The organism is Streptomyces sp. NPDC012825, assembly GCF_042900925.1.
In the GTDB taxonomy this organism is placed as follows: Bacteria; Actinomycetota; Actinomycetes; order Streptomycetales; family Streptomycetaceae; genus Streptomyces.
On the sequence record NZ_JBIBBZ010000005.1, the window covers coordinates 15,004 to 30,810 of the forward strand.

Genomic DNA, 15,807 nt, shown 5'->3' on the forward strand with positions numbered 1-15,807 from the left:
CCCCGAAGTCGTTCAGTGGTGGGGAGTGACAGGACAATGGAACACGAGGCGCGGTCGGCGCGGCAGTTGTGGGTGGAGGACGAGCGGGGCCGACGGCGGATGCCCGATCCGGTGCGCGACGCCGCGGTGCGGGCCGTACTGCTCACATCGGTGACCCTCATCCAGGCGGTGGTGGCGTTCTTCTGCAGCCTCGCGGGTTCGTGGCTGGCCTTCCCGATCACCATCACCGCGGTGGTCTCGACGGTCGTGGCCACCTGGAGCGTCCTCGACGTCTGGGTCACCCGTCAGGTGTGGCGCCAGCGCAACGGAGTGGTGTCGGAGCCGAGCAGCACGGCGCGTCCGTCGCTGCGGACGCGGCGCGACGAGGGCCGGATGGAGACGGCGCCGCTGTCCGAGGCGGCCTGAGGAACACCGAGAACGGCCCGGTCCCCCGAGGGGACCGGGCCGTTCTCCGTCTCGCGGACGGTCCCGCGCGCGGCTACGCGGCGTCCGTCGGGGCCGGGTCGTCGGACTGGTGACGGCGGAACATCCGCGTCGCCGTGATCTCGCCGTGGACCGCCTCCCCCTCCGGCTCGGTCCGCGGAAGCCCCGGGCGCAGGTGCTCCTCCACGCTGATGTACTTCAGTCCCGCCCGCAGGTCGGCGTCGTTGCGGAGCCGGATCACCAGCGGGAACTCGGCGAGCGCCGTCGTGTCGAACAGGCCCGTCGTGTACAGGAGCTGGACGCCGAGCGCGTCCGACACGGCCCGCTGGAGCTCCAGGAGGTACGTGGCGTTGGCGCGGCCGATCGGGTTGTCCAGGAACAGCGTGCCCGCGTGGCGGTGCTTGTCGCGGCCCCGGTCGTTGGAGCGGAGCGCCGCCATCGTGCAGTACAGGGCGATGGCGGCGGTGAGGAGCTGGCCGCCGGAGAAGACGTCGCCCATCTGCCCGACGGGGACCCGCTCGGCGCGCAGCACCGCGTCCGGCTTGAGGATCTCGACGGAGACGCCCCTGGGTTCGAGGGCCGCCTGCACGCCCCGGAGCAGCAGGGACATGCCGTCGCGGCGCAGGTCGGAGTTCTTCTTCACGGCGGCGCGGGTGGCCTCGTCCACGACCTCGCCGAGCCGCTCCGCGAGGGTGGCCTGGTCGGGCTCGTCGAAGCGGATGCGCAGGAACTCCTGGCCCGACCACTCGCCGAGGCCCTCGGGGAGCCGGGAGAGCCGCTGGGCCGAGCGGAGGGTGGCGAGGGAGGACTCGACGAGGCCGCGGAGGCGGTCCACGATCGAGTCGCGGTTGCGCTCCAGCTGGGCCAGTTCGTCGGTGAGGACCCGCAGCCGGGGCGCGAAGGCCTCGGCCCACTTGGCGGCGTGCTCGGGGAGCGCGGACGCCGGGAGTTCGCGGATCTGCTGACGGGCCGGGGTGCGGACCTGCTCGTAGCGGGTGGAGTTGGCGTGCCGGACGAGGACGTCGCTCGCCTCCCGCACGGCGGCGTCGGCGGCGGACAGCTCGCCGGTCCTGCCGCGCAGCGCCCGGCGCGCCTCGGCCGCCGCCGTACGGGCCTCCTCCAGGGTGCCGGGATACGGCTCGGTCTCCTCCCGCTCCTCGTCCGCGTGGTCGCGGAGCTGGTCCCGGAGCAGGGCCGCCGTCTCGTCGAAGCCGCCGGCCGCGTCCTCGGCGGCGCGGTGGTCCCGGAGCAGTCCCGCGTGGGCGGCGCGGGCCGACTCCAGGGCGGCGCTGCGGGCGGCGAGTTCGGCGGTGGCGGTGCGCAGGAGGGCCTGGGCGCGCTCGGCGTCGGCGGGGACGAGCTCCTCGGACAGCTCGGTGTGCGCACCGCCGTCCTCGGGGGCGAGGCGCTCGGCCTCGCCGCGGAGCCGGCCGAGCTTCTCGCTCGCCTCCGACGCGCGGGTCTCCAGCATCTGGACCAGGGACTCGGCGCGGGCGGCGGCGGCCTGCCGGGACGGGCCGTCGGCGCCGTCGGTGGACTCCAGGAGCTGTTCGGCGCGGGTGCGGACCTTGTTGGTGAGGCGGTTCAGCTCGGCGAGGGCGGCGGACTCGTCGCTCTCGGCGCGGGCCTGCTCGGCGCGCAGGTCGGCGCCGACGCCGACCTTCTCGTACAGCTGGGAGGCGGCGCGGTAGGCCTCGCGGAGGGTGGGCAGGGCGGTGCGGGGCGCGGCCGGGTCCGCCTCGGGGAGGGGGTCGGGGGCGCCCGCGATCTCGGCGCGCTCGGCCCGCAGGGCGCGGGCGGTGCGGTGGGCGTCGTCGGCGGCGCGCTGGGCGGCCCGGCGGTCCTCGTCGGCGGCCCGGGCGCGCTCCAGACAGGTCTGGGCACGGGCCTCGGACTCGGCGGCGTCGTCGGCGAGTTCGCGGAGCCTGGCCTGCCAGGCGGACCGCTCGCGCAGCCGGAACGCCAGGCCCGCGAGGGCGTCGGCGACCCGGCGGGCGCGCTGGGCGGCCTCCTGGCGCTCGTCGCGGACGCGGGTCGCCTCGGCGGCGGTCTCGTCGGCCTCCGCGCGGACGGTACGGGCCTCTTCGAGGGTCGCGGCGGCCGCCTCGGCGCTCTCGCGGGCGGCCGTGGCGGCGGCGGCGAGTTCGGCGAGCATGCCGGGCGGGCAGTCGGCGCGCCAGGCGCCGATCCGGGCGGCGAGGGAGCGGTCGCCGGCGAGGCGGGCGGCGAGGGCGCGGATCTCCTCGTCGCGGGCGGCGGCACGCGCGCGCAGGGCGTGCCGCTCCTCGTCGGCCGCGTGCTCGTCGTGCATGGCCGGGTTCGGCGGTACGAGGAAGACGCCGGAGTCCTCGCCGTCCGCCCGCGCCGGTACGGGGGCGAGCAGGGCGGCGGCGGTGCCGACGGCGACGGCGGAGCGGGGCAGCAGGGCGGCGGCGGCCAGGACCTCGCGGGCGCGTCCGTACGAGACGGGGTCGGTGATCACGACGCCGTCGACGAGTTCGGGGCGGGCGGCGAGCACGCGCGCGTGGTCGGCGGGGGCCACGGCCTGGGCGAGGTAGCGCCAGCCGGGGAGGGCGGGGATGCCGTGCTCGCCGAGGTGTTCGACGGTGGCGAGGACGTCGGGTCCCGGCGGCAGCAGGCCGCCGTCGCCGAGGGCGCCGAGGATGCGGGAGTCGTCGGCGGCGGCGGTGCGCAGTTCGAAGAGCTGCCGCTCGGCGGAGGCGACGGCCCCGTCGAGCAGGGAGCGCAGTTCGTCGGCGGACCGGTCGAGGTCGGTGACGGTGAGCGGTCCGCCGTGGGGCGTGCCGTCGTACCCGGCGGTGTGTCCGCCCGAGGGCAGGCCCAGGAGTTCGGCGAGGCGCTCCTCGGAGGCGAGGGCCTCGGCGGCGCGGCGCTCCGCGTCGTGGGCGTTCCCGGCGGCGGCGGCCGCGTCGGCGGCGCGGGCGGCGGCGAGTTCGGCGCGGGTCTCGGCGGCGGCGGCCTCACGCGCGCGCTCGATGGCGGCGGCGGCGGTCTCGCGGGCCGTGTCCCAGGCGGCGACCGCGGTCTTCTCGGCGTCGCTGGCGGCGAGCGCGGCGCGGGCCGGGTCGGCGTCGGGAGCGGTGTCGTCGAGCCAGCCGGCCCGTACGGCCTCGGCCGTCTCCTGCTCGACCTCGGCGAGCCGCTGGCGCAGGTGGCCGGCCTCGCTGCGGGCGCGCTGGGCCTCGGTCGCGGCGGCGGTGGCGTCGCGGTGGGCGGTCTCGCCCGCCTCCTGGAGGGCGGTGGAGCGCTCCTCCTCCTCGGCCGCGTGCCGCTCGCCGTCCTCGGCGGCGGCGGCGAGGGCCCGTACGAGGTCGGCGGCGGCCCCGGCGCGGGCGGCGAGGGCGGGGGCGGCGTCGCGCTCGGCCTCGCGGATGGCGGCGGCCACGCGCGCGGAGCGGTCGCCGGCGGCGCGGTGGCGGAGCACGGCCTCGGCGGCCTGCCAGGCGGAGTGCAGGGTGCGGGCGTCGGTGAGTTCGCGGCGCTGGGAGGCGGCGCCCTTCTCGGCTGCGGCCAGGGCCAGGGAGGCGTGGCGGTAGGCGAGTTCGGCGGCGATGAGGGCGCTGCGGCCGCGGGCGTCCTCGGTCTCGGCGACGGCGTGGGCGGCGGAGGTGACCTGCTGGGCGAGTTCGGCGCCCCGGCCGCGCTCCTCGGCGGCGCGGGCGGAGAGCCGGCGGGCGAGGGTGCGGGTGCGGCGCTCGGCGGCGGTGTGGACCTCGCGCGCGTGGGCCCGGGTTCCGGCGGCCTCGACGATCCGGTTCAGGAGGTCCACGGAGCCGGCCGTGAAGTCGCGTTCGGCGGTCAGTTCGGCGCGGCGGCCGAGCTTGTCGCCGAAGCCGCCGACGAGGTCGGCGAGGCCGTCGGTGTCCCGGGTGTCGGTGACGGCGCGCAGCAGCAGGTCGGTGAAGTCGGAGTCCTTCTTGACCGCGAAGAGGCCGGCGGCCTCGCCCTCGTCGGCGTTCATCTCGCGCTGGTAGCGGAAGAGTTCGGGGTCGAGGCCGAGCTCGCCCAGGTGCTCGTTCCAGCGGTCGTGGATCTCCTCCCAGACGACCTCCAGGTGCGGGTAGTTCTTGCCGGACTCGGTCAGCGCGTCGCGGAAGCCCTTCATGGTGCGGCGGCGGCCGCGCGCGCCGGAGGCGCCCTCGACGGGCGGGCGGACCGAAGTGGCCTCGGCGACGGGCAGGCTGTCCAGGCTGAGGCCGGGGCCGGGGCGGAAGGAGTACCAGGCCTCGGCGAACTTGCGCGGGTCGTTGGAGACCTGGCGGCCGCGCCACTCGCTGGCCTTGCCGACGACGACGAGTTCGCCGGTGAGGGTGTGCTGCCACTCCAGGGCGACGTGGCCGCAGTCGTCGGCGAGGAGGAACTTGCGCAGCACGCCGGAGCTGGCGCCGCCGAGGGTGTTGCGGTGACCGGGGAGCATGACCGAGAAGATCAGCTTGAGGAGGACGGACTTGCCGCCGCCGTTCTCCAGGAAGAGCACGCCCGCGGGGGCCGGGCGGCGCGGCGGCCCGACCGGCTCGTCCTCGAAGAACTCCGCCTGGGTGGGGGCGGGGTGGGGCACCGGGGCGCCGACTCCGCGCAGGTCCAGGACCGTGTCGGCGTAGCGTGCGCCGGCGGGGCCGATGGAGTAGAGGCGGACCCGGGACAGCTCGTACATGGCGGGGACTCTCGTGCTGGGAAGGTCGGTGGGGCGGCGGGACCGCGCGGGACGTGAGCGGGTTACGAGTGGAACGGGAGGCCCGCGTCGGCCACGAGCTCCAGGTCGTCGTCCTCGGACGGCGGCAGGAGGGTCGCGGAGCCGTCGCCGACAGGGACGACGCCGAGGTCGAGGAGTTCGGCCATGGCGGCGGAGCCGGCCATGTCGCGGACCTGGAGCTGGTAGCGGGCGGTGGTGCGGTAGGAGCCGCCGCCCTCGTCGCCGGTGCGCTGGAGGAAGCCGGAGTCGGTGAGGAAGGCGGCGGCCTTGCCGACGATGCCGGTGGTGGAGCCGGCGAGCCTGCGGGCGTCCTTGGTGGCGCCGGTGGCGCTGCGGCGGGCGTAGGTCCGCCAGGCGGCCTCCAGGCCGGGGGCGCCGGAGGCCGGGTCGGTGTTCTCGCCCTCCTCCTCGGCGCGCTGTTCGAGGCGCAGGCAGGCCTGGCGCACGAAGGCGTCGACGCCGTTGACGGTGAACCGGCCGATGTACGAGTCGTCGGCGAGGTCCTCGGGGCGGGGGAAGGCCATGGCGGCGACGGCGAGGTGGGCCAGGCCGTGCAGGAACCGGTCGGCGGAGTCCGTGGCGGCTCGGCGGGCGTAGTCGCCCATGCGGACGGCGAAGACGGAGTCCTCGCCGGCGGTGACGGCCATCCCCGCGCGCGGGGAGACCTCCAGGACGACGAGGCCGAGGCCGGTGGCGACGGCGTCGGCGAGGCGCGCGAAGGCGGGGTCCTCGCGGTAGCGGCGCAGGAGTTCGGCGTACTCGGCGTCGCGGGCCGGGAGCAGCTTGGGCTGGAGCCCGAAGGAGACGAGCCGGGCCGCGTCGGCGGCGTCGGCGGGGGTGACCGCGGAGCCGCCGGACGCGGCGGGGGCGGCCGGGGTCTGCGGGGGCTCCGGCCTGCTCCACGCGTCGGCGTGCGGGGGCTCCTGCTCGCTCCACGCGTCGGCGTGCTCGGCGTGGGTCTCGCTCACGGCTGGGGCTCCTCGGGACGGTTCTCGGTCGGTACGGCGCGGTCGGCGGGCCGGGGTACGGGCAGCGGGACGGGGGTGACGGCGGCCGGGGCGGCGGCTCTCCCGGCGGGCGCGGGCGGCCCGTCCGCGAGCCGCACGGCCCGTACGGAGGGGACCTCGCCCCGCCGCCGCGCGGCCCCGGTGCGGGACGGCCCGGACAGGGGGACGGTGCCGAGACGGGGGTGGGTGCGGGGGGCCGGGGCGGCTTCGGCGTCCGGTTCGGCGCCCGCCTCGGGCTCCGGCCCGGTTTCGGGGTCCGGCACGACGCCCGCCCCGGACTCCGTACCGGCTCCGGAGTCCGGCACGACGCCCGCCCCGGACTCCGTACCGGCTCCGGATGCCGGCTCACGCACTGCTTTCCGTACCGGCTCCCGCGCGTCGGCTTCCCGCCGTGGCGCCGGAAGGACCCCGGCTTCGGGCGCGGCGGTGGTTCCGGGCGCGGCGGTAACTGCCGGATCCGGCAGGTCGGTCGGGCCCTGCGAATCGTGCGAGCCCTGCAAGTCGGTCGGCCCCGGCCGGTCGTTCGGGTCCTGCGGGCCGGTCGGGACGGGGCCGGCCCCCTCCTCCGTACAGGAGGGCGGGGTGGCGGGGGGTACGAGGGTCACGTCGCCTCCTTGCGGTCGGCGGCCATGCCCGCCGCGTCGAGGAGTGCCGTACCGACGACGAGGTCGGCGCCGCCGAACTCGGGGTCGTCGAGCGGGGTGCCGTCGTCGACGGCGAAGAGCAGCCGCTCCTCGCCCTGGCGGTAGGCGGTGCCGACCGGGGGGCTCGCCGCGTGGACGGCGAGGAGGGCGACGAGGTACGGCAGGTCGGGGTCGATCGCGCGGGCCTCGGCGAGCAGGCCGGAGAGGCGGCGCGGGGCGTCGTGCTCCAGGTCGAGCAGGCGCATGGCGTGTCCGAGCTGCTCCTCGCTGAAGCGGGAGTCGTCGGGGGTGGCGATCAGGTCCGGTTCGGGCATCTCCGCGCCCAGGTGCTCGCGCTCGACGGGCGGGGTGAGCAGCAGGTCGACGAGGTCGCCCAGGCGGACGGAGGCGGGGGTGCGCAGGCCGGTGCCGTGGGCGAAGAAGGCGTCGGTGGCGCGGGTGGCCTGCTCGACGGGGAGCGTGAGGAGCGGGGCGACCAGCTGCCCGTACAGGTCGAGTCCGGTGTACGCGGTGGGGACGGCGAAGGCCTGGCGGTCCTGCTCGGCGCGGAAGAGCGGCCCGGCCTCCAGGAGGCGGGACTGGAGCTGGGTGTGGCGCCGGATGCAGTCCTTGACGATGTCGACGAGTTCGGCGGCGCGCCGCTTGTGCTCGGCGGTCTTCGCGTCGGTGGCGGCCTCGGCCTCGTCGCGCGCCTTGCGGATGTTGGTGAGGATCGCGTTCTCGTGGCGGTAGCGGTCGGCCACGTGGTCGAGCGCCTCGGCGATCATGTCGGGGACGGCCTGGAGCCAGTCGACGGCGCGGACGTTGCGCCGGGTGGCCTCCAGGGTCCTGCGGAGGGTCTCGGCGTACTGCACGGTCCGGTAGCGGGCCTGCTCGGCGGCGAGTTGGGCGTCGGCGAGGCGGCCCCGGTTGATGAGGACCTCCAGCTTCACCTCGGCGGCGATCTGGGCGCTGGTGACGTCCGTGTCGAGGGCTCCGACGAGGACGTTGACCGCTTCGTCGGTGGTGCGGAGGTAGATCCCGCCCCCGTGTCCCGGGACCTCCTCGACGAGTTTGAAGTCGTAGTCCCTGCGGACGTAGACGCCGTCGGTGCCGAAGGTGCCGTAGACGGCGCGGAAGCCGCGGTCGACGCTGCCGACGTTGATCAGGTTCTCCAGGACCCAGCGGGCCACGCGCTCGTGCTCGGCGGCGGGGCGCTCGGGGGCCTGGGCGGCGACGCGGGGCAGCAGGCGGGCGACCATCTGCTCGTGGTCGGCGCCGGTGTCGAAGTCCATGTTCAGGGTGATCAGGTCGATCGCGGCGAGGGCCACCTCGGCCATCGCGTAGACCGTGTACTCGCCGGCCAGGTTCGCCTTGCGGGCGTCCAGGTCGTGCAGCGGGGCGGTGCACGCGAGCGCGCGGAGCCGCCGCGCGAGCCCTTCGTCGGCGGCCGGGCCCTGCGCGGGCCGCGGCCCCGCGCTGAGCTGGGGCGGAGCGAGGTCCGTCGAGGCAGGCGAAGTCACGGTGCACAGATTAGGTCCTCGTACTGACAACGGTCGAAACAGTGCGGATGCGACGGGGTCCGGAGGTTCAGCCGCAGGCGTCGGCGGCCCGGGCGCAGGCGTCCGCGACCCGGGCGAGGGAGTCGTCGAGGTAGCGGGCGAGGAGGCGTTCCGCCGTGCCGTGTTCGCCGGCGCGCAGGGCGTCCAGGATCTCCCGGTTCCGCGCGAGGAACGGCTCGTGGAGGGCGCGCGGCTCGCCGACGAGGTGGAAGGCGAGGCGGAGTTCGGCGAGGACGCCGCGCATCAGCTCGTCGGTACGGGCGCTGCCCGCGAGGGCGACGAGTTCGCGGTGGAAGTGGATGTTGGCCGTGGAGACGCCGTCCCAGTCGCCGCCGCGGGCGGCGCTCTCGCCGTCCGCGACGGCGGCGGCGAGTCCGTCGAGGGCGAACGGCGCCCGTCCCAGGCCCCGGACGACGGCGCACTCGACGAGCCTGCGGACGCGGTGGATGTCGGCCACGTCGTCGGCGGTGAGGACGCGGACGAAGACGCCCCGGTTCAGTTCGTGGACCAGGAGGCGCTCGCGGGTGAGGAGGCGGAAGGCCTCCCGCAGGGTGTTGCGGGAGACGCCGAGCGCGCCGCCGATCCCGTCCTCGGAGAGCCGGGTGCCGGGCGCGAAGCGGCCCTCGGCGATACGGGTGCGCAGGATGTCCGCGACCCGCTCCGCGGTGCTCGTGCGCCCGAGCAGCGCGCGGTCGTCCGCCAGGTCCCCCGGGTCCCCGGCTCCGCTCCCCGCCCGTCCCGTCACGGCGCTTCCTCCCTCTCGGTCGCCGGTGCTCCGGCGGCGTCCGCCGCCGGTCCGGCCGCACGGAAGTCAACCGCACGGCGACGAACGGGACAACACGCCTCCCGTCGGGGCCGCCGCCCACCGCTTCCCACCGGATTCTTGTCGGATCGTTCAACGATCCTCTACGTTGAGAGCACCCTACGGTCCCGCCGTGCCCGCACGGGCACGCCCTCACCCCGCGAGGCGCAGATGAGCACGAACCGGGTGTCGATCGACCTCAACGCCGATCTCGGCGAGGGCTTCGGCCGCTGGACGCTGACCGACGACGAGGAACTCCTGTCCGTGGTCACCAGCGCCAACGTGGCCTGCGGCTTCCACGCCGGGGACGCGGCCACCATGCGGCGCGTGTGCGACCTCGCGGCCGCGCGCGGGGTGCGGATCGGGGCGCAGGTCTCCTACCGCGACCTGGCCGGTTTCGGACGGCGGGCGATGGACGTCCCGGCGGCGGAGCTGGCCGCCGAGGTGGCGTACCAGATCGGCGCCCTGGAGGTCTTCGCCCGGGCGGCGGGCTCCCGGGTCGCGTACGTGAAGCCGCACGGCGCCCTCTACAACCGGGTGGTCCGGGACGGCGAGCAGGCGGCGGCGGTCGTCGAGGGCGTGCTGCTGGCGGACCGGACGCTGCCGGTCCTGGGGCTGCCCGGGTCCCGGCTGCACGGGGCCGCCGCGGCGGCCGGGCTCCCGGTCGTCGCCGAGGCCTTCGGCGACCGGGCCTACCTGGCCGACGGCTCCCTGGTGCCGCGCGGGCGGGCGGGGGCGGTCGTCACCGACCCCGCCGAGGTCGTGGAGCGGTCGGTGGCCCTGGCCCGGCTCGGGACGGTCACCGCGCACGACGGGGCCTCCGTGGCCGTCCGGGCCCGGTCGCTCTGTCTGCACGGGGACACCCCGGGCGCGGTGGAGCTCGCCCGGCGGGTCCGGGAGGGCCTGGAGTCCTCCGGTGTGCGGGTGGAGGCCTTCGCATGAGCGGGAACGGGGCCTCTTCCCCGGACGTACGCGTGCGCGTGCTGCGCGTGGGTGAGGGGGCGCTGCTCGTGGAGCTGGACGGCGGCGCCGAGGCGGAGGCGTTCCACGCCGAGGTGCTGCGGCGGCGGGCCGCCGGCGCCCTGCCCGCCGTACGGGAGGTCGTGCCGGCGGCGCGGACCGTGCTGCTCGACGGGGTGGCGGACCCGGAGCGGCTCGCGGCCGAGCTGCCGGGGTGGGAGGTGGCGCCGCTCTCCGCGCGCGTGGAGCGGGTGGTGGAGGTGCCGGTCCGCTACGACGGGCCCGACCTGGCGGAGGTCGCAGCGCACTGGGGCGTGTCCGCCGAGGAGGCGGTGCGGATCCACACGGCGGCCGACTTCCGGGTCGCCTTCTGCGGGTTCGCGCCGGGCTTCGGCTATCTGACGGGGCTCGGCGAGCGGTACGAGGTCCCCCGGCGGGCCACTCCGCGCACCGCCGTCCCGGCCGGCTCGGTCGCCCTGGCCGGGCCGTACACGGGCGTGTACCCGCGCTCCTCCCCCGGCGGCTGGCAGCTGATCGGCACCACGGACGCGGTCCTCTGGGACACCGGGCGGGAACCGGCGGCGCTCCTCTCCCCCGGGACCCGGGTCCGGTTCACCGCGCGGGGCACGCGATGACGGGCAGGGGGATCGCCGTGGTCCGGCCGGGGGCGCTGACCACCGTGCAGGACCTGGGGCGCCCGGGCTACGCGCACCTGGGCGTGGTCCGCTCGGGCGCGCTCGACCCGGCGGCCGTACGGCTCGTCAACCGGCTCGTGGGCAACGCGGAGGGGGCGGCGGTCCTGGAGACCACCGTCGACGGGTGCGCGGTGCGGACCCGGTGCGCGGTGACCGTGGCGGTGGGCGGCGCGCCCTGCCCGGTCCGGGTGGACGGGCGCCCGGCCGCCTGGGGCACGGCGGTCCGGGTGGCGGCCGGAGCGGTGGTCGAGGTCGGGACGGCCGTGCGGGGGCTGCGGGCGTACGTGGCGTTCGGCGGCGGGATCGAGGTCGAGCCGGTGCTCGGCAGCCGCTCCACCGACCTGTTGTCCGGCCTCGGCCCGCCTCCCCTGGCCCGGGGGACGGTCCTGCCGCTGGGCGCGGACACGACGGTACGGGCGCCGGTCGACGCCCCTCCCTGGCCGGGACCGCCGGACGCGCTCGTCCTGCGGGTCCGGCTCGGGCCCCGTGACGACTGGTTCACCCCCGGCGCCCTCCGCGCCCTCGCCACGCGCGCGTACCGGGTGTCCCAGGCGAGCAACCGGATCGGGCTGCGGCTCGAAGGGCCGGCCCTGGAGCGGGCCGTGCCCGGGGAGCTGGCGAGCGAGGGCATGGTGCTCGGCGCGGTCCAGGTGCCGCCGGACGGACGGCCGGTGGTCTTCCTCGCGGACCACCCGACGACCGGGGGCTACCCGGTGGTCGGGGTCGTCCGGGAGGCCGACCTGGGCGCGGCGGCCCAGGCGGTGCCGGGGACGGCGGTGCGGTTCGTACCGGTGCGGTGAACGGGCCGCTCCGGGTGCGCCCGGCGGCCGTCCGCCCCGCCACCCCGTTCCGCGTTCCCGCGCGCATGGCGCCCCCCGTCATCGGGGGACCTCCTCCGGGGCGAGCGGCTCCGGAGCGGGAAGCTCCTCCGGGCCGAGCGGCTCCGGGACGGGCAGGGCGTCGTGGGCGCGGAGGAAGGCGGCGACGGAGCGGTCCCAGGTGAAACCTTCCGCACGCGTGCGTGCGGCCCGGCGGCGGGCCTCCTCCGGGACGGCGAGGAGGCTCCGGACGCCGGAGGCGAAGGCCGCCGGGGTGTCGGCGGCGGCGACCCCGGCCGTGCCGACGACCTCCGGGAGGGCCGAGGAGGCGCTGACGACGACCGGGGTCCCGCAGGCGAGGGCTTCGAGGGCGGAGAGCCCGAACGTCTCGGCGGGCCCCGGCGCCAGGCAGACGTCGGCCGCCGCCTGGAGGTCCGCCAGGGCTTCCCGGTCGGCGAGGTGCCCGACGAACCGCACCGGGAGGCGCCGCTCGCGCGCCCGCCGCTCCAGGGCGGCCCGCAGCGGCCCGTCGCCCGCGACCACGAGCGCCGCCGCGACCCCCGAGGCACGCAGCTCCTCCAGGGCGTCCAGGGCCGCGCCGGGCCGCTTCTCGACGGAGAGGCGCGAGCACAGCAGGAGCAGCACCCGCTCCCCGCCCGCGTACCGGGCCCGCGTCGCGGCGTCGCGGCGGTCGGGCCGGCAGCGGTCCGGGTCCACGCCGAGCGGGGCCCGTACGACGTTGCGGGCCCCGATCCGTACGAACTCGCGCTCCGCCCACTCCGTCGTGCAGACGACCCGCGCGAACGCCCAGGCGGTGCGGCGGTTGAGCCGGTCCGCCGCGCGGGCCGCGAGGGCGGGCGGCACGCCCCAGGTGCGCAGGACCCCGTCCGCGGTCTCGTGGGAGACCATGACCGAGGGCACGCGGGCGCGTCGCGCCCACTCGCCCGTCCACCGCAGGGTGGTGCGGTCCGAGACCTCGATCCGGTCGGGGGCCAGCTCGTCGAGGAGCCGGGCGATCCGGCGCCGGTCGGCGAGGACCCGGTAGCCGCCGGTGCCGGGCAGCACGGGGCCGGGGAGGGTGACGACCCGGCCCTGCTCGGTACGGCGGTCGCTCGCGGTGGCGCCGGGGACGACGAGGACCGGCTCGTGCCCGGCCGCGAGGTAGCCGCGGCCGAGCCGGTCGAGGGCGGTGCGGAGGCCGCCCGAGGTGGGGGTCACGAAGTTGGCGAGCCGCACGATCCTGAGCCCGCCGCGACCGGTGGGACCGCCCGTGCGCGCGCCCGTGCCCGTACGCATGCTCACCTCCGACCCCGTGGCCGTACCCCTGTCCCTGTCCGTGTCCCTGTCCGCCGTCGTACGGATGCCGTTCACGCCGCCACCGCCGTCCGCGCGTGCAGGACCTCCCGGTAGTGGCCGATCAGTTCGTCCCCGAGGGCCTCCCAGGTGCGGCCCTCGACGGCGGCGCGGCCGGCCGGGCCGTGGGCGGCGCGCAGGTCCGGCGAAGCGGCGAGCGCGGCGACGGCGTCGCGCAGCGCGTCCGGGTCGCCCGGGGGCACGAGGAACCCGGTACGGCCGTGGTCGACCAGGTCCAGGGGCCCGCCGGCGGCCGGGGCGACCACCGGGACCCCGCTCGCCATGGCTTCCTGAACGGTCTGGCAGAAGGTCTCGTACGGGCCGGTGTGGGCGAAGACGTCGAGCGAGGCGAAGATCCGGGCGAGGTCGGCGCCCGTGCGGCGGCCCGGGAAGAGGGCCTCCGGCAGGGCGGTGCGCAGGGCGGGCCCGCTCGGGCCGTCCCCGACGACCACGACCCGTACGCCGGGGAGTCCGCACACCCCGGCGAGCAGGTCCACGCGCTTCTCGGGGGCGAGGCGGCCCACGTAGCCGACGAGGAGTTCGCCGTTCGGGGCGAGTTCGCGGCGCAGGGCGGTGTCGCGCAGCCCGGGGCGGAAGCGGGCGGTGTCGACCCCGCGGCCCCAGAGCCGGACGCGGGCGATGCCGTGGGCCTCCAGGTCGCGCAGGGCGGCGGAGGACGGGGCGAGGGTGCGGTCGGCGGCGCCGTGCACGGCGCGGAGGCGGCGCCAGGCGGTCCCCTCGCCGGTTCCGACGTACGCGCGCGCGTAGCCGGCGAGATCGGTCTGGTAGACGGCGACGGCGGGGATGCCGAGCCGGGCGGCGGCCGTCATCCCGCGCGCCCCGAGGACGAAGGGTCCGGCGAGGTGGACGAGGTCGGCGCGGTGGGCGGCGACGGCCGCGGCGACCCGGCGGCCGGGCAGGGCCACCCGTACCTGCGGATAGCCGGGCAGGGGCAGGGACGGCACCCGGACGACGGGACAGGGGGCGTCGGCGTCCGCAGCCGGATCGGCGGAGGCGGAGGCGGGGGCGATGACGAGCGGGGCGTGGCCCCGCCGGACGAGGTGGCGCGCGGTCTGCAGAGCGCAGTGCGCCACACCGTTGACGTCGGGAGGGAAGGATTCGGTGACGATGACGACACGCATACGGGTGTTGTCGTCGTGCCCGGCGTGTCTCCGTCGAAGTCGATCTGGACGGGGAGGGAACGTCCCGTGAGCGTTTCCCGCGCGGGGCGCCTTCGGGAACGCCGTGCGGTTCCTTCGGGAACCCGACGGGGGCCGAGGCTACAGAGGCCGACGCGACGACGGGGAGCGAGGCTAAAGAGGCCGACGCGACGACGGGGGGCGGGCCACGCCGTCGGCGCGACCCGCCCCCGTCGGGCGTCCAGGTCCTCAGACCTGCAGGTCCGGCCCTATCCGGTTGCGCACCGCGAGCTGGACCTCGACCTCCTCGGCCGGGTCGGCGGCGAGGCGGCGCAGGCGTTCGGCGACGCGGATGTCGCCGGTCTCGGCGTGCTGGGCCGCGATCTCGCGGGTGGTCTCCTCGCAGTCCCAGAGGCACTCGACGGCCAGGCCGGTCGCGAAGGCGGGGTCGGTGGCGGCGAGGGCGCGGGCCGTGCGGCCGCGCAGCTGGGAGGAGGCCGTCTCCCGGTAGACGTGTCGCAGCACGGGGGCCGCGCAGGCGATGCCGAGGCGCCCGGCGCCGTCGACGAGGAAGGGGAGCGCGGGGGCGTCGGGGCCCTGGGAGCGTACGGTCTCGCGCAGCGCGCCGAGGACTGAGGGGGAGTCCTCGGCGGTGCCACGGCAGGCCAGTACCTCGGCGGCGACGGTGCCGAGCGCGTCGGTGCGCCGGATCCACGCGCGGGCGCGGGCGACCGCGTCCTCGCCGCACATGCGCCGGTAGGCGGCGACGGCGGCCTCGGCGGCCGCGCGGGAGCCGCTGTCGGCGGCGTGCTCGACGAGGTCGAGGACGGCGGGGTCCCGTGACTCGGCGAGGTGGTGGAGGGCGGCGCCGCGGGCGCCTTCCGCGCCGTCGCGGGCGGCGGCGAGGAGTTCGGGCCGGTCCTCGGGTCCGGCGACGGCGGTGAGGCAGCGGGCGGCGGGGCCGTGGAGGACGGCACCGCGCTCGTACCCCTCCTGCGCCCAGTCGAGGACGGCGCGCACGCTCCAGCCGGGGCGGGGCCCGGCGGGGCGCATCTGGCGCTGCCAGCGGTCGAAGGAGCCCTGCTCCATGGCGGCCCTGACGCGGGGGCCCACGGTGTCGCGCCGGTCCTCGGCCCACAGCCGCCAGGGCCGGGGCTCGAAGGCGTCGCGCACGGTGCGGGCCAGCTCGGCGTCGCCCTCCGCGCCGGCCGCGAAGCGGGCCAGTACGGACGGGGCGAGTGCGCGGAGTCCGGCGTCGTCGTCGCGGAGGGCCAGCTCGTCCAGGGCCCAGGCCCAGTTGGTGCCGGTCGCGGCGTAGCGCCGGAGCAGCAGCAGGGCGTCCTGGCGTCCGTAGGAGGCGAGGTGGCCGAGGACGGCGAGCGCGAGCCCGGTGCGGGACTCCTCGGTGTCGAGGTGGTCCTCGGCACCGAAGAGGTGCGCCTCGATCTCGTCGAGACCTCCGTGGAGGTCCAGGTAGAGACGGGCGTAGTAGAGGGAGCGGTTCTCGACCTGCCAGTCGTGGCGGGGGTCGTCGAGAACGCAGTGGTTGAGGGCCGCGAGGGCCTCGGCGCGTGGCGCGGCGAGCGCGTGCAGGGTGCCGTCGCCGCGGCCCCGCTGCAGCAGGCCGAGCAGGGTGCCGCTCGGCGCTATGACTGGATCGAACATGGGGAGACGCCTCACATCAAGCTGTCGACACGACCGGGGGATGCCG

At 77.3% G+C, this 15,807-nt stretch carries 12 protein-coding genes; 4 read left to right on the plus strand and 8 right to left on the minus strand.

Annotated features, from left to right (window positions below; genetic code table 11):
- Positions 1–36 precede the first annotated feature (36 nt).
- Positions 37–405, plus strand: a complete 369-nt coding sequence (locus tag ACFY7E_RS13650) for a hypothetical protein (RefSeq protein ID WP_383445345.1) — start codon at positions 37–39, stop codon at positions 403–405.
- A gap of 73 nt (positions 406–478) precedes the next feature.
- On the opposite strand, the gene ACFY7E_RS13655 is transcribed toward ACFY7E_RS13650, so the two are convergent.
- The 5 genes from ACFY7E_RS13655 to ACFY7E_RS13675 all read right to left on the minus strand — a co-directional run bounded on the left by ACFY7E_RS13655 (position 479) and on the right by ACFY7E_RS13675 (position 9,074).
- Complete coding sequence (locus ACFY7E_RS13655; protein ID WP_389484263.1) at positions 479–5,098, minus strand: hypothetical protein; 4,620 nt, start codon at positions 5,096–5,098, stop codon at positions 479–481.
- Positions 5,099–5,160: 62 nt separating this feature from the next.
- The gene (locus tag ACFY7E_RS13660; RefSeq protein WP_389484266.1) at positions 5,161–6,105 is read right to left on the minus strand and encodes a hypothetical protein; all 945 of its coding nucleotides are present in this window, start codon (positions 6,103–6,105) and stop codon (positions 5,161–5,163) included.
- Positions 6,102–6,497 (minus strand): hypothetical protein, encoded by a 396-nt coding sequence (locus ACFY7E_RS13665; protein WP_389484268.1) that lies wholly within the window; start codon positions 6,495–6,497, stop codon positions 6,102–6,104. The genes ACFY7E_RS13660 and ACFY7E_RS13665 overlap by 4 nt, the downstream gene beginning before the upstream one ends.
- A gap of 248 nt (positions 6,498–6,745) precedes the next feature.
- Positions 6,746–8,290 carry a hypothetical protein gene (locus tag ACFY7E_RS13670; protein WP_389484270.1) on the minus strand — a complete coding sequence of 515 codons (1,545 nt, stop codon included), beginning with the start codon at positions 8,288–8,290 and terminating at the stop codon, positions 6,746–6,748.
- A 67-nt stretch (positions 8,291–8,357) separates the two neighbouring features.
- Positions 8,358–9,074 carry a GntR family transcriptional regulator gene (locus ACFY7E_RS13675; RefSeq protein ID WP_389484272.1) on the minus strand — a complete coding sequence of 239 codons (717 nt, stop codon included), beginning with the start codon at positions 9,072–9,074 and terminating at the stop codon, positions 8,358–8,360.
- Positions 9,075–9,302: 228 nt separating this feature from the next.
- On the opposite strand from ACFY7E_RS13675, the gene ACFY7E_RS13680 reads away from it, so the two are divergent.
- From ACFY7E_RS13680 to ACFY7E_RS13690, 3 genes are read left to right on the plus strand one after another with little or no spacing between them, the layout of a single operon-like run.
- On the plus strand, positions 9,303–10,073 hold the full coding sequence (locus ACFY7E_RS13680) for a LamB/YcsF family protein (protein ID WP_389484274.1): 771 nt from the start codon (positions 9,303–9,305) through the stop codon (positions 10,071–10,073).
- On the plus strand, positions 10,070–10,726 hold the full coding sequence (gene pxpB, locus ACFY7E_RS13685; RefSeq protein WP_389484277.1) for a 5-oxoprolinase subunit PxpB: 657 nt from the start codon (positions 10,070–10,072) through the stop codon (positions 10,724–10,726). The genes ACFY7E_RS13680 and pxpB overlap by 4 nt, the downstream gene beginning before the upstream one ends.
- Positions 10,723–11,586, plus strand: a complete 864-nt coding sequence (locus ACFY7E_RS13690; RefSeq protein ID WP_389484280.1) for a biotin-dependent carboxyltransferase family protein — start codon at positions 10,723–10,725, stop codon at positions 11,584–11,586. Before pxpB ends, ACFY7E_RS13690 begins: the two co-directional genes overlap by 4 nt.
- A 78-nt stretch (positions 11,587–11,664) precedes the next feature.
- Here ACFY7E_RS13690 and ACFY7E_RS13695 read toward each other — a convergent pair whose 3' ends face one another.
- The 3 genes from ACFY7E_RS13695 to ACFY7E_RS13705 form a co-directional block, all read right to left on the minus strand.
- Positions 11,665–12,900: a glycosyltransferase gene (locus ACFY7E_RS13695; RefSeq protein WP_389484283.1), complete on the minus strand. Its 1,236-nt coding sequence runs from the start codon at positions 12,898–12,900 to the stop codon at positions 11,665–11,667.
- 71 nt (positions 12,901–12,971) lie between these two features.
- Positions 12,972–14,099: a glycosyltransferase family 4 protein gene (locus ACFY7E_RS13700; RefSeq protein WP_389484286.1), complete on the minus strand. Its 1,128-nt coding sequence runs from the start codon at positions 14,097–14,099 to the stop codon at positions 12,972–12,974.
- A gap of 246 nt (positions 14,100–14,345) precedes the next feature.
- Positions 14,346–15,761, minus strand: a complete 1,416-nt coding sequence (locus tag ACFY7E_RS13705; protein WP_389484288.1) for a HEAT repeat domain-containing protein — start codon at positions 15,759–15,761, stop codon at positions 14,346–14,348.
- Positions 15,762–15,807 lie beyond the last annotated feature (46 nt).